This window comes from Coleofasciculus sp. E1-EBD-02, from assembly GCF_040218245.1.
Classification (GTDB): Bacteria; Cyanobacteriota; Cyanobacteriia; order Cyanobacteriales; family Coleofasciculaceae; genus Coleofasciculus.
Window position 1 is genome coordinate 1 of record NZ_JAVJQN010000114.1, and the last position, 12,903, is coordinate 12,903.

The 12,903-nt window shown below is 46.9% G+C and carries 11 protein-coding genes and 1 pseudogene; 7 read left to right on the plus strand and 5 right to left on the minus strand.

The genetic code is table 11. The annotated features are described in order from the left end of the window. From RIC07_RS18685 to RIC07_RS18695, 3 genes and pseudogenes are all read left to right on the plus strand, one after another. Positions 1–183, plus strand: a 183-nt coding sequence (locus tag RIC07_RS18685; RefSeq protein ID WP_446395830.1) for a helix-turn-helix domain-containing protein, incomplete at its 5' end; no start/stop codon positions are given. Between the two features lie 85 nt (positions 184–268). Continuing rightward, a pseudogene (locus tag RIC07_RS18690) lies at positions 269–448 on the plus strand (PIN domain-containing protein); the annotation flags it as partial. Between the two features lie 210 nt (positions 449–658). After that, positions 659–1,162, plus strand: a complete 504-nt coding sequence (locus tag RIC07_RS18695; RefSeq protein WP_446395831.1) for a DUF3172 domain-containing protein — start codon at positions 659–661, stop codon at positions 1,160–1,162. Positions 1,163–1,368: 206 nt separating this feature from the next. Here RIC07_RS18695 and RIC07_RS18700 read toward each other — a convergent pair whose 3' ends face one another. The 3 genes from RIC07_RS18700 to RIC07_RS18710 all read right to left on the minus strand — a co-directional run bounded on the left by RIC07_RS18700 (position 1,369) and on the right by RIC07_RS18710 (position 6,156). Then, positions 1,369–3,684, minus strand: coding sequence for a heavy metal translocating P-type ATPase (locus RIC07_RS18700; protein ID WP_446395832.1), 2,316 nt, complete (start codon positions 3,682–3,684; stop codon positions 1,369–1,371). 480 nt (positions 3,685–4,164) lie between these two features. Continuing rightward, a complete protein-coding gene (locus RIC07_RS18705) occupies positions 4,165–5,169 on the minus strand; it encodes a pentapeptide repeat-containing protein (protein ID WP_446395833.1) in 1,005 nt (334 codons plus the stop codon). Positions 5,170–5,406: 237 nt separating this feature from the next. Beyond that, a complete protein-coding gene (locus RIC07_RS18710; protein WP_446395834.1) occupies positions 5,407–6,156 on the minus strand; it encodes a DUF561 domain-containing protein in 750 nt (249 codons plus the stop codon). 200 nt (positions 6,157–6,356) lie between these two features. Between RIC07_RS18710 and RIC07_RS18715 the strand changes: the two genes are divergently transcribed. Together RIC07_RS18715 and RIC07_RS18720 are read left to right on the plus strand one after the other, a co-directional pair. Then, positions 6,357–7,448 carry a protein kinase domain-containing protein gene (locus RIC07_RS18715; protein WP_446395835.1) on the plus strand — a complete coding sequence of 364 codons (1,092 nt, stop codon included), beginning with the start codon at positions 6,357–6,359 and terminating at the stop codon, positions 7,446–7,448. A 286-nt stretch (positions 7,449–7,734) separates the two neighbouring features. Continuing rightward, complete coding sequence (locus RIC07_RS18720) at positions 7,735–8,154, plus strand: acyl-CoA thioesterase (protein WP_446395836.1); 420 nt, start codon at positions 7,735–7,737, stop codon at positions 8,152–8,154. A gap of 93 nt (positions 8,155–8,247) precedes the next feature. On the opposite strand, the gene RIC07_RS18725 is transcribed toward RIC07_RS18720, so the two are convergent. After that, positions 8,248–8,607: a hypothetical protein gene (locus RIC07_RS18725; RefSeq protein ID WP_446395837.1), complete on the minus strand. Its 360-nt coding sequence runs from the start codon at positions 8,605–8,607 to the stop codon at positions 8,248–8,250. Positions 8,608–9,172: 565 nt separating this feature from the next. Here RIC07_RS18725 and RIC07_RS18730 point away from each other — a divergent pair. Continuing rightward, a complete protein-coding gene (locus tag RIC07_RS18730) occupies positions 9,173–9,361 on the plus strand; it encodes a hypothetical protein (RefSeq protein WP_446395838.1) in 189 nt (62 codons plus the stop codon). Positions 9,362–10,048: 687 nt separating this feature from the next. Here the strand turns inward: RIC07_RS18730 and RIC07_RS18735 are convergent. Then, complete coding sequence (locus RIC07_RS18735) at positions 10,049–11,716, minus strand: dynamin family protein (RefSeq protein WP_446395839.1); 1,668 nt, start codon at positions 11,714–11,716, stop codon at positions 10,049–10,051. A gap of 170 nt (positions 11,717–11,886) precedes the next feature. Here RIC07_RS18735 and ahr point away from each other — a divergent pair, with 170 nt between their 5' ends. Beyond that, a complete protein-coding gene (gene ahr / locus RIC07_RS18740) occupies positions 11,887–12,888 on the plus strand; it encodes an NADPH-dependent aldehyde reductase Ahr (protein WP_446395840.1) in 1,002 nt (333 codons plus the stop codon). The last annotated feature ends 15 nt before the right edge of the window (positions 12,889–12,903 follow it).

Here is a 12,903-nt window from a genome sequence, read left to right on the forward strand (position 1 = left end):
CTAGCCGTAACTTTGAAGGTTGATCGTTCAGTTGTATTTCACTGGTTTCACGAAAATCGAGATCCCTCAGCCGAAACCGTGGTGCAGATTGCTGAGGCACTTCATAGCCTCAATCCTGATGCAGCAGCAGAATTTATCCGACTGTACGTGGGTGATTTCCTCAAGAGTGATCAGGAAGGTTGAAGGGAAGCGACTCCTGCACCTCCACACGCCTACCATCAGCGATTCGCTTTGGAGCTACGATAGAAACGTTAGATGTTGTTATGAAAAAGATTTAGCAATTACATTTCGGAAACAATACAGACTGAGGCTTCCTGATGCAATAATTGCTGCAACTACACAAGTTTTAAATGCAACATTGTTTACCAATGATGTAAGATTGGCTAATAGATTTATTGGGCGTCAGCCTGATTTGACAAGAATGAAGCCGTCAGCCAAATCGCCCTAAGCCAAGATATGCATACAGTGTAGCGATTTGTCAAAGGGGAACTTCAGGCTAACGGTGAGTCAGGGAACCAAGAATCCCCGTCCATGCAGCAGCATGGTCGGGGAGTGTCAATCCCGATAAAATATACTTAGTTCCTGTATAGAGTCTTAAAACTGTTTAATATCTCTCTAATCCTTCCCTGGCAATTTTAGCAAAGTTGATTCAACCCCTATGAGACGTCGAACTAACCCCGTAGCTTCTATCCTGAACGCCACCACCCTCGCCATCCTCGGCGGGATTTTTATCCTGGGAATTGGCGTCGGTATCGCTTTTAGTTCTACAGCGAGTCCTAATCTAGAAAATGTGGCATCCCGTGAAGCCATTGACCGCAGTGCGCCCAATCCAGAATTGTGTATCCAGTATGGTGCCAGCGCCATGGTCACAGATATGCGGGTTTTCGTTACTCTCAACCCCTTTAACGTTTACGTCACCCAGCCGAGTATGCGCCCTGGATGTGTTTTGCGCCGGAACAACTGGGCAATTTTAGAGAAACGGAACCTGGTTACTTCGGATCAAGTGAAATCCTGTAAAAATCGGATGAATACCTTTGGCTTCACCGGTCCATTGGAAGGTAATCCAGAAATTGAATGTATCTATCAGAATGAGGTAGAGGATAACTTATTCCTTACCAAACCAGGAGGAGGCAGTTCACCCTCTGAAACCGATAAGTTTTAACGCCAAATTGTAGGGGCGCACCGACGTGCGCCCTTAATCGTTGTTTATAAAGACTTCAAATGACCAATGATATCAAGTCCGGTGAATTGCCCATAATAACAATGCTTTAACCGCAAGGGTTTCGGGCTTTTTTATTAAGGGTGATGGGTCCGGACATCATATGACCAATGACAAATGACCAATGACCAATGACCAATGACCAATGACTAATCCCGATGCATTAAAGGTCGTAGCGCATTTAACCCAGCTACGATCGCACTTCCATTATGCACCCCTGTGGCAACTAGGGGATGAAGTCCCACCGTTGACGCCAATCCCAACGCCGCTACATTAGGCGTAACAGCCAAGGCTGTATTCTGCTGGACAATTGCCAGAGTTTGCTTGCCGATCGCGATCGCATCGAGTAAACTGGCTAAGTCATTCTCCATTAGCACCACATCCGCTGTTTCCCGTGCCACTGCTGAACCATCGCCAAAGGAAATCGACACATCAGCATAAGCTAGCGCCACGGAATCATTTAACCCATCCCCGGTAAACGCCACCGTTTTCCCCTCTTCTTTTAACCGACGTACCACATCAGCTTTGGTTTGAGGGAAGGCTTCGGCGTGAACCTGAGACAGGGGAATCTCTAACTCCTGCGCCACGGCGACAGCTTTAGTTTGGCTATCCCCGGTTAACAGATGAATCTCCATACCATACTCATGTTGCAACTGATGAATCACTCGGCGGCTTTCTCTTCGCAAGGGATCTTTATATTGAATCACCCCTTGGAATTCATCCTCACACGCCACATAAATTAAGGATGAATCAGCAGAAATCGGACAATCTTGCTGACACCCCCAGAGTTGACGACAACAGGGATGTTGATCATAAAAACAATCCACACTAATTCCAGCTTGCCGCAAAAAGCGATCGCTGCCTACTAATACTCTCTCACCGTCAATCTCCGCCCGCACACCTAATCCCACCTCATAATGCCACTCGCCACGAGGTAAGATATCAATACCCTGTTCCTCCACGTAACGCATTACCGCTTCCGCCACTGGATGAGTCAACCGTTGTTCTGCTGCGGCTGCAAGTTCTAAGATACGTTGTGCCGACAAGCGATTGGTTACGGTTTCCACCGCCACAACTTGAATATTCCCCTGAGTTAACGTTCCTGTCTTATCGAAAACAATCGTATCCACCTGGGCAAGTTGTTCCAAAGCTCGTCCTGAACGGACTAAAATACCATGGCGCGTAGCATGGGTGAGGGCGGCGAGAAAGGTGGTGGGAATCGAGACGCGCATCCCGGTAACAAAGTCCAGGGTGAGGATAGACGCAGCCCTAGCCGGATTCCGAGTAATTGCCCAAACCCCACTAGCTAAGAGAAACGCGGGCATAATTGACCGTTCTGCTAGTTGCGCCGCATAATTTTCCATACGGGTATCATGGACGGGCGCTTGCTGGGCTAACTGAATACTCGCACCCGCGCAGGTATCTGCACCAACCCGTTCCACTTTGATATATAATTCCCCCGATCGCACTAATGTGGATGCATAGACGGTTTGTCCCGCTTCTCGTACCACAGGCATGGATTCCCCGGTGAGTTTCTGTTGATCAATCGTGGCATTTCCCCGCAATACCAAGCCATCGACGGGGATTTGTTCACCTGGATAAACGATTACAGTATCCCCAGGTTTTACCTCAGTCAATGGAACCTGCTGTTTTTCCCCATTACACTCCACCCAAGCATATTGTCCGATAGAATCGAGTAAATCCGTGGCTTGAGCCTGAGACGAACGGGCGGTGCGATCGCGGATAATATCTCCTAATTCGTGCAGTGTCATCATCAGGGCGGGTGTCAGCCAGTTTCCCTGAATTGAGGATAAAGTAATCGCCACTAAATCTAAGCTATCAATCGTCAGGCGACGTTCCCCCAGCAAACTGGTGATGGCACGTTTCGCCACAGGTAATCCCGCAACCGCGACAGAACCCGCCACCAGCGATTGAGGAATGGGCAGGCGCAACGGACCGGCTAACAGGGCGAGGAGAGTAGCCAGGGCGGGACGTTTCAATTCAGACCAATCACTGTCCTCCGTCGTATCCTCTGGACTCCCATCAACCGGGGAAATCTGATCCTGTTCCTGGTCTAGAGTACCACTCTTAAGTTCGCCTAACCCGTTATCCTGACCTTCTTGAATCAACCTCAGCAACACCCTACGCATCTGAACATCAGATAGCCTCTGAGTGTTATAGCCAATTACAATAGAGGCGGCGGCGCGACGCACACGCACCTGAGTTACTCCATCTTGGGACGCCATCAACGCTTCTAAACAATGGGCATAATCCGCATCATCCACCAACCGAGGCACGCGAAATCGCACCCGTCCGGGAATCGAATGCACTACGCTACAAGGGATTCTCCCCGACACAGTCTTCTTCCCTGACGGCTTTGCCCCATTCAAATCATTGGAGTTATCATAACTTGTGTAATTGGCGTAGCTTGCGATCGCGTCCCATCGGGTGTCCAGATTTACCATACTCATGCCTCAGAACTTTTGATTGGTCGTTAGGCATTTCTACTATAAAACGTTAAGGATGGTTAATTCATTGTCTGCAATTTTTATTCACAAATTATTAAGATATTAGTCGGTAATTCAACAATTTCTATGAAAGTTTAGATGCTTTTCGTTGATTTTATAGTAAAATAATAGGCTATCTATAATATAAGTTATTGCTAATTATTTCTAGTTGTTGCTTATTGGCTGTAAGGGCAGGTTTGACAACAAGCCGGATCTGTGAACGAAGAATCTCCGTCCTTGTAGGGCGGAGAGTATCAAACATCAGGTTTCCTGAAACCGAGGATTCCCGCGAACACGCTGAAGGAAAAGAAATTATAGCGGTACTAAGACAGGTTAGGATATTCTTTACTGTTCCCTGTTCCCTGTTCCCTGTTCCCTCTTGGACTAACTGATGTCCTTTCCGTACCTCGTAGTGCTATAAGTCGTTAACCCCAACGGTTAACTTGCTTCACAACCTGTATTCGAGGTAGAACCATCTGGCATCGTCACCCCACATAAATTCGATTTTCTCAACTCAGCATCACTTAAATCAGCGCCATTGAGATTAGCGCCACTCATGTTAATATCCACAAGACGAGCAGAGTTCAAATTCGCCTCACTCAAATTTGTATTCACCAAGAAAGCCTTAAGCAGATTGGCATTACTGAGGTTAGCCCCCGTTAGATTAGCATTCTCCAAGTTAGCCTTTTCTAAGTCAGTATTGCTCAGGTTGGCGTTGATGAGCTTGGCATTGACTAAAAAAGCATGGCTCAGATTTGCCCCAGTTAGATTGACATTAAGTAGATTAGCATCGACTAAAAAAGCATGAACCAAACTTGCCCCAGTTAGATTTGCATTGACTAAATTTGCACCAATTAAATTGGTGTGATGGGTATAGACCATGTTAGCTTCTTTGTAGATATCACTACTCAGATTTGCTTCCGTGAGATTGGCTCCTTCCAGATTAGCTGCCATTAACCAAGCACCTCTCAAAGACGCATTACTGAGATCTGCATTTTTAAAGTTAGCAGAGGAGAGAAGCGTTCGACTGGTTCTCCGCGCATCCAAATTGGCTTTTCTGAGATTAGCATTTTCTAGAGTTGCCCGTTCGAGATTACTCCCTTTTAAATTAGCCTCACTCAAATCAGCATCGTTCAAATTAACTCTTGCCATATTAACATCGACCAAACGAGCAGAATGCAAATTAGCACCCTGAAGATTCGCATTCACCAAGTAAGCTTTGGTTAAATCTGCATTGCTGAAGTTCGCACCAGCAAGATTTGATCCGGCTAAATTAGCACCCCGAAGTTCTGCACCACTGAGATTCGCACCACTCAAGTCACATTCAATACATTCTTGGGTTTCTAAGAATTCCTTGAGGTGTTCAGGGTTTTCTGCTTGAGCTGGAAGGTTTAAGCAGAGGGGAGTCAGCCAGACAGCAATGGTCAACAGGTTGAGTTTCATCGCAGGATAGATGTATTTAGTCCACCCATCCGTACTTCTCAACTCATTGAGCTTATGCAGTTTGGTTGTCTAATTTTATTATTCCTAGTGTTCCTTACCGAGAAACCCCACACCCCACACCCCATAACCCATACCCTGCCTACCTTTGACTTAGTTTGTCACCCCTTCAGGATAAAGGGGGTAACAATTAACCCCTCCCTAACCCTCCCCTTGCCAAGGGGAGGGAACTCGAATGACTTAAACGCCCACTCGTGTTAGGTTAACCGTTGCCAAGGCTTCCACCAAACTGCGGACAGCCGCAACCATCGCTACTTCATTGTCTAACTGATTCACAGCTGAACCCACGCCAACGCCAGCCGCGCCTGCGGCAATTGCCATGGGTACGGTAACACTGGATAAGCCAGAAGCACAGAGTACAGGTACAGATACGGCGCGAGAAATTTCCGATGCAGCGGCTAACGTGGGGGCGGCTTTTTCAATCAAGCCCAATGTTCCCGCCGAACGAGGTTGACTGCTGGTACCGCCTTCGGTTTGGATAATATCTGCCCCGGCTTGCACCAGTTTTTCTGCCAGTTCCACTTGCTGATCTAATGTCAGGATGTGAGGAACAGTAACGGATAGAGTAATATCAGGCAAGCGCGATCGCGTCTGTTGGGTCAAGGCTAAAACCTCTGCTGCCTCAAACCGCCGCCCTTGAGCGTAGAAGCTATCGAAATTCCCGATTTCTATCAAATCTGCCCCGGCTTCTACCGCACTGACAAATCGATGGGGTTCCACAGCGGAAACACAAATCGGTAGATTTGTCAACCCTTTTACAAGACGAATCAAATCTGGATCAGCGGCGATATCGACAAACGTCGCACCACCCCGATCCGCCGCCTTAACGGTAGCACTCACCCGTTGGGAGTCAAAGTTATTCAAGCCACTAATAACCTTGAGGACTTGGCGGTGTTCAAAAGCTTTTTGTAGTTTTGGATGCATAGTCATCGTTGCACGTCTGCTCTATATACTAACGATCTATCGTTTATTTTTGTCGAACTTAATCGCTCAGGTCACCTACATTTATTCACGAATAGGAAATATCTATTGTGCCACTTATCGGGGCGTCGTGTAAATTTGAAGAAAGATAAGATCTTTGCCTAAACTAAGAACAAGCTGGAGAGCTTGTACCATCGGATTCTGGAAAAATGAATTTTGCGCCGGGAAACCTGTCTTCCTTCCACTCGGAAATTTTACAGCAAACCCAACTTGGTCAGCTTTGCGGTCAAAATGAACTCTTTTGCGATCGCTATGAGATCTTGCGAATGTTGGGGCGCGGTGGGTTTGGTGTCACCTTTCTCGCCAAAGATGCTGAGTTACCGGGTCAACCGCTTTGTGTGATTAAGCAACTTTGCCCCAAAGTTGATGACCCGAAAGCCTTGGAGAATGCTCGCCAGCGTTTTGAACGAGAGGCAAAAATTCTCGGCAAACTGGGTAGTCACTCTCAGATCCCCATGTTACTCGATTACTTCGAGACTGAGGGGGAATTTTTTCTAGTTCAGGAATATGTCCGTGGTTCAACCTTAGCACGGCTAGTCAGGCGGAGTGGATGTTTATCTGAGGTAGCCGTCAGACAGTTTTTGGCGGAAATGCTACCCCTACTCGACTACATTCACCGAAATAACGTGATTCACCGAGATATCAAGCCGCAAAACATTATCCGCTGTGAAGACGATGGTCGGCTGGTGTTGATTGACTTTGGCGCGGTTAAGGAAAAGTTGGTGCAAGCCCTCGACAGTAGCATGAAACTCGCCTCAACTCATTTTATCGGCACTGTCGGATTTGCCCCACCCGAACAGTTTTCGCTGCGCCCGGTATTTGCCAGTGATATCTACGCCCTAGGGATGACCTGTCTGTACCTGCTAACCGGAAAAGCGCCTCTAAACTTTGAGAGCGATCGCCAAACGGGTGCCTTATACTGGGAACGCTTGGTGCACATCAGTCAGCCTTTGACTCAAGTGCTGCGGAAAATGACAAATGTATCACTGACGAATCGTTATCATTCAGTTCGGCACATTCTGCAAGACCTGAATTTTAAATCACCCTACGATGATCTGGCGCAGTATTTAGTCAAACAACCCCACCCGAAAACTAGCACCTCAGCCAATCAAGATGAAAGTAACCGCAAGGGTTATCGCACTCCCGCCGCAAAAGAGGCGATTGCCATTCGGGACTGGAAACAACGGCGAGAAAAAAAGCGGTGGCGTCCGAGTCAACCGCCATTGGGGAATTCTAAGTGAACAGAATAGTCAACCCACCGAGAGGTAGGGGTGTGGTTCCCAAACCCCTAGTGCAAGAAGGCAGAAATAACTGAACAGCTAATATCTCCCCCAGCTTCCCCAGCTTCCCCAGCTCCCCCAGCTCCTCCACACCTACAAAGCTGCTCACATATTTCCACCGCGCTGCACTAGATTTAGGAACCAAACCCCTACCGCCACAACCCGTGATATACCGTAGGGTGGGTTGAGCGAAGTCGAAACCCACCAGCCTTAACCAGCGTGCCATTAAGCTTAACAATTTAAATGCATGTCCTTTACCTATAACCGCACCGTCCGCTTTCAAGATACCGATGCTGCTGGTGTCGTTTACTTTGCCAATGTTTTGGTAATGTGTCACGAAGCCTATGAAGACTCTCTAGCCAAGGTAGGTATTAATCTCAAGACATTTTTTAGCCACGCTGCTGTGGCTGTGCCAATTATCCACAGTAGTGTAGACTTTTTCCAGCCCATGTTTTGTGGAGACAAGCTGCTGATTGATGGGATACCTCAACGGCTAAGTGATAGCAAGTTTGAAATTAAGTATCAGGTTATCGATGCTGCTTCACCGCAACGACACCTAGCAGATGCCTTAACTCGCCATGTTTGTATTGATACGAGCACTCGCACTAAAATTATCTTGCCAGATGGGATGATTAATTGGTTATATAGCACTACGAAGAAACGTTAGGACATCAGTTAATCTCCACAGGGAACAGGGAACAGGGAACAGGAAACAGGGAACAGGGAACAGGGAACAGTAGAGAATGTCTTAACCTGAATGTCACTGACTTAAGGCGAATGCCACTGACTTAAGGTTGGTGGGTTGAGCGAAGTCGAAACCCACCCTACGGTACATCAAGGGTTTCGGTGATTTCCTAATGCTTATTTCAGTGCCATTCGACTTAAGGCTGGTGGGCAATGCCCACCCCACACCCCACACCCCACACCCTACACCCCACACCCCACACCCTACACCCCACATCCCACACCCTACACCCCACACCCCACACCCCACACCCCACACCCCACACCCCACACCCCACACCCCACACCCTACACCCCACACCCCACACCCTACACCCCACACCCTGCCCCAGTCTGTATTGCACCCAATCGAGAAGTGCCATTGTAGCCGTGCCAATTGGCAAACTGTACATATCCAGATGTTACCAAAGCTACAGATTGGGCGAGATGGATTGGTTATTTAATAGTCAATCAAAAGAGTTACCTATTATCCTCTCTAAACCAAACTATATTTTTCTACTGTTGAAGTATTGACAGCAGGAGATTTAGTTATGGAATCTGTTCTTATTGTGATGCTTTTGGGTATTATATTCATGCTGGAAGTTTTAACCAGAAATGATCATATTTAACTTGAGCTTGACTGGCAAGTAAACGGTTATGGCGTTGTCAGCCCTATTTAGCCATCGCCTAACTGCCGTACCTGAGTCGCCCAAGCGATCGGTAAACTACCCATAATCTTCATCAAATCTTCATTTTATGAAGATTGTTCGGTGAATCTACGCGAAATGGCTGATAGAAAAGCCGCAAATTTTTCAGTAAGTTTACTGAAGCTATTTAAGAGGGTTTTTAGTTTATGATTTTACTTGACCGGAAGTTTTATCCCGGTGATTTTCCATCACCAAGTCATAGCTGAGTTTACCACTGGAGTCTTGCCAGTGATTGAGTAAGGGTATTTCAGGGCAATGTTTAACATAAGATTTACGTGTAATTTAACCGCCACGGCATTAGTCTTGGCACTCCTGAGTTATAGCTTAACCTCTGTGCAGGAGAGTTCAGCGCGATCCGTCAAACAAGAGCGATTTGCTCAAATTGAGAGTGGAATTAAATTAGTTGGTGTGTTTCGGGCGCAAAAATGGCGTTATCAAAAGTAGCCGGGAAATAAATTTCCGGCTCAAAGCTTAAGTAAGCTAAAGCTTACTACGTTAAAGAATTTGAACCAGTTTTAACGGGTTTTAGCTTTTAGCCCGTAGACGCGGAGCGGCTTCTCTTAGAGTACTTGAGTTCAGGGCGACTTGAGTTCAGGGCGACTCCTATAATGTTGCTATTCTAAATTTAACCTATAGCCGGGAAATAAATTTCTGGCTCAAAGCTTAAGTAAGCTAAAGCTTACTCCATTAAAAGATTTGAACCCGTTTTAACGGGTTTTAGCTTTCAGCCCGTAGACGCGGAGCGGCTTCTCTTAGAGTACTTTAGTTCAGGGCGACTTGCTCCTATAACGTTGCTATTGAGCTAAATTTAACCTATAGCCGGGAAATAAATTTCCGGCTCAAAGCTTAAGTAAGCTAAAGCTTACTCCATTAAAAAATTTGAACCCGTTTTAACAGGTTTTAGCTTTTAGCCCGTAGACGCGTAGCGGCTTCTCTTAGAGTACTTGAGTTCAGGGCGACTTGAGTTCAGAGCGACTTGCTCCTATAACGTTGCTATTCAGCTAAATTTAACCTATAGCCGGGAAATAAATTTCCGGCTCAAAGCTTAAGTAAGCTAAAGCTTACTCCATTAAAGAATTTGAACCCGTTTTAACGGGTTTTAGCTTTCAGCCCGAACTTTAGTTCAGGGCTTTAATTCAGGGCTAACCGCACCCGCTCCAATTCTTGCTCCAAATTCGCTAAAACATTTTGCAATAACTGTAACTGATGATGCTCAATTGTCAATTTTAATGGTTCATTCGTCAAATTAACATTAATCACCGTTTCCGCCAATTTCTCATAGGCTTCCAAAGCAGAAACCGCCTCGCGGCTAAAACAAGTTAGATACTCTGTCGCCGCATCCGTGTAAGCTTGATTCACTTGTTCTACATAAGCCGTCGAAGATTTTGGCGGTGCAGAATCGCCGGGAGTTTTATTCAACAAATACGTCGCCCCACCCGCCACCGCCGCACCAACGGGTCCACCAAATACCCAACCCAATCCTGTCGCGATCGCAACTGGAGTAACGCCCTTGGTTCCTTTCGCTTGGGGTGGAGGTTCAGGAAGCTTAACTTCTGGGGGTTTGGGAAAGGGAATTATCAAATCAGTCGGGGGTTGGCGATCAAAAAATTCACTGGCTTGATGCACCCATTTAACAATTCCCTGTTGATGGTTCTGAATCGCCTCTTTAAAACCGCCTTGTTCCCACAGATTAAATGTACCCTGCTGAAGCGCTGAAACCAGTTCTGATTGATAGCGCTCTAAAAGTTTCGGTAAATACAGCCATCCTTGGAAATCCGATACACTGGCGGCGAATCCTTTTTGGATCAGGTTTTGGGCTTTTTGTTTAATCTCTAATTTGGTTTGATGCTTTTGTTGAGCCACCGCAATTTCAGCAGAAACGGCTTGCACTTTCACGATTGCAGCCTGTTGGATTTGAGACGCGATCGCTTGCACACGGGGAAAGCGGAAGGCGAGGCTCTCATGGCGCGTGGCGACAATGCTTTGCAGCGCCGATTCCAGCATATCTAAGCCCGTAGTTTGGGCGGCGGCGGTATCGCCTTTGAGTCGATAGCGTAAGGCGGGGAGAGCATCCACTCGATAGATATTACTGATATTATTGGGCAGTTGCGATCGGAAACTTTCTGCTACAAACAACAAGCGGTTATAGACTTGTTTCTGCTCGTCGGGTTCCAATAAATTCAGGAAATTCACCACAAAAACAACTGTAGTAATTCCCCGATCCAACAACCAATCTCTCAGGTGTTCTCGCTCCCCTAACGTCATCAATTTACGCCCATCCAGCACCTGAACAATTAAATCCGCCGTAAGCAGTTGATCGCGAACTAAGGCTTCCTGGGCTTCGCGGTCATCCGTTCCCGGTAAATCCAGCAATTCTACCCCCGTTTTCAGGAACGGATGGGGACAAAAGACCTCAACATTGGTCACATCCTCCCGCATCCGCCGTTGGTCATCTAAAATAGCAAATTGTTTCAGGACATCTGTACCGTTTTCACTAATTTGTTGACCATTGGAGAGCGTAATGCGCGTGTGTAAATCGTTTCCGTAACAGATATGAATCGCCGCGCCTGTGGTGGGGATTAAGTCGATAGGTAGGGTACGTTTCCCTAGTAAAGCATTGAGTAAGGTCGATTTCCCGTAATTAAACGGACCAAAAACAGCAATACGGAAAATCGGATTCTCCAGATAATCGCACAGTGCGATCGCGTCTTGGCGGAGTTGGGCGTTCTGTTCCCCATCCAGCAGACCAATTGCCGATCGCAGCGTGTTCGCAAGTTCGCGGAAAACATCCTGTTCCATTGGTTATTAGTCATTTGTCATTGGTCATTTGTCAGAGTTTGAGGAATCTTTCTCTAACTTAGTATAGTTGGCTTTATTTCCATCAACCGTAACTAAGGGTACACCATTTTTCCAATAGAAGGTGGTTCAATCCTTTAATATGAAAGACAGCAACTATTACAGATTTCACCATGATCAAAGCTTATGCCGCTCATGAACCCGGAGGACAACTCCAACCCTTCGAGTATGATCCCGGTACTCTCGGCGATGAAGAAGTCGAGATTAATGTCGAGTATTGCGGGATTTGTCACAGTGACCTGAGTATGCTGGACAACGAGTGGGGAATGACTGAATATCCCTTTGTTCCAGGTCATGAAGTTGTGGGTACAATTGCTGCATTGGGTGATAAAGTCACAACGCTAAACCTAGGACAACGGGTTGGATTAGGGTGGTTTTCGAGTTCCTGCATGACGTGCGAATGGTGTATGTCAGGGAATCACAACCTTTGCTCGAACGCAGAAGGAACTATTATCAGTCGTCATGGTGGATTCGCGGATAAGGTTCGTGCTGATCACAGTTGGGTGTTTCCCCTACCCGAGGCAGTTAATCCCGCTACCGCAGGTCCTCTGTTCTGCGGCGGGATTACCGTATTTAACCCTATTGTTCAGTTTGACATTAAACCGAGCGATCGCGTTGGCGTGATTGGTATTGGTGGATTAGGTCATATCGCCTTGCGTTTCCTCCAGGCTTGGGGGTGTGAAATTACAGCATTTTCCAGTAGTCCCGATAAAGAAGCAGAAGCACGGGAATTGGGCGCCACTCATTTTATCAATTCGGGCGATGTCAACGCCTTAGAATCCGTGCAGAATTCCTTTGATTTTATTCTCTGCACGGCGAATGCTGACCTCGATTGGAACGCCTACATTGCCGCATTACGTCCCAAAGGTCGGTTACACTTCGTTGGAGTCATCCCCAATCCCCTATCCACCCCAATTTTCCCCTTAATTGTCGGTCAAAAGTCAATTTCAGCTAGTCCCCTGGGGAGTCCAGTCACCATTACGCGGATGCTCGATTTTGCCGCACGACAGGGTGTTGAACCGATTACCGAAACCTTCAGCTTTGAGCAGGTGAATGAGGCGATGGAAAAGCTTCGTAATGGTAAACCGCGCTATCGCTTGGTTTTAAAGCACTAGAATAAAAAAATCGCG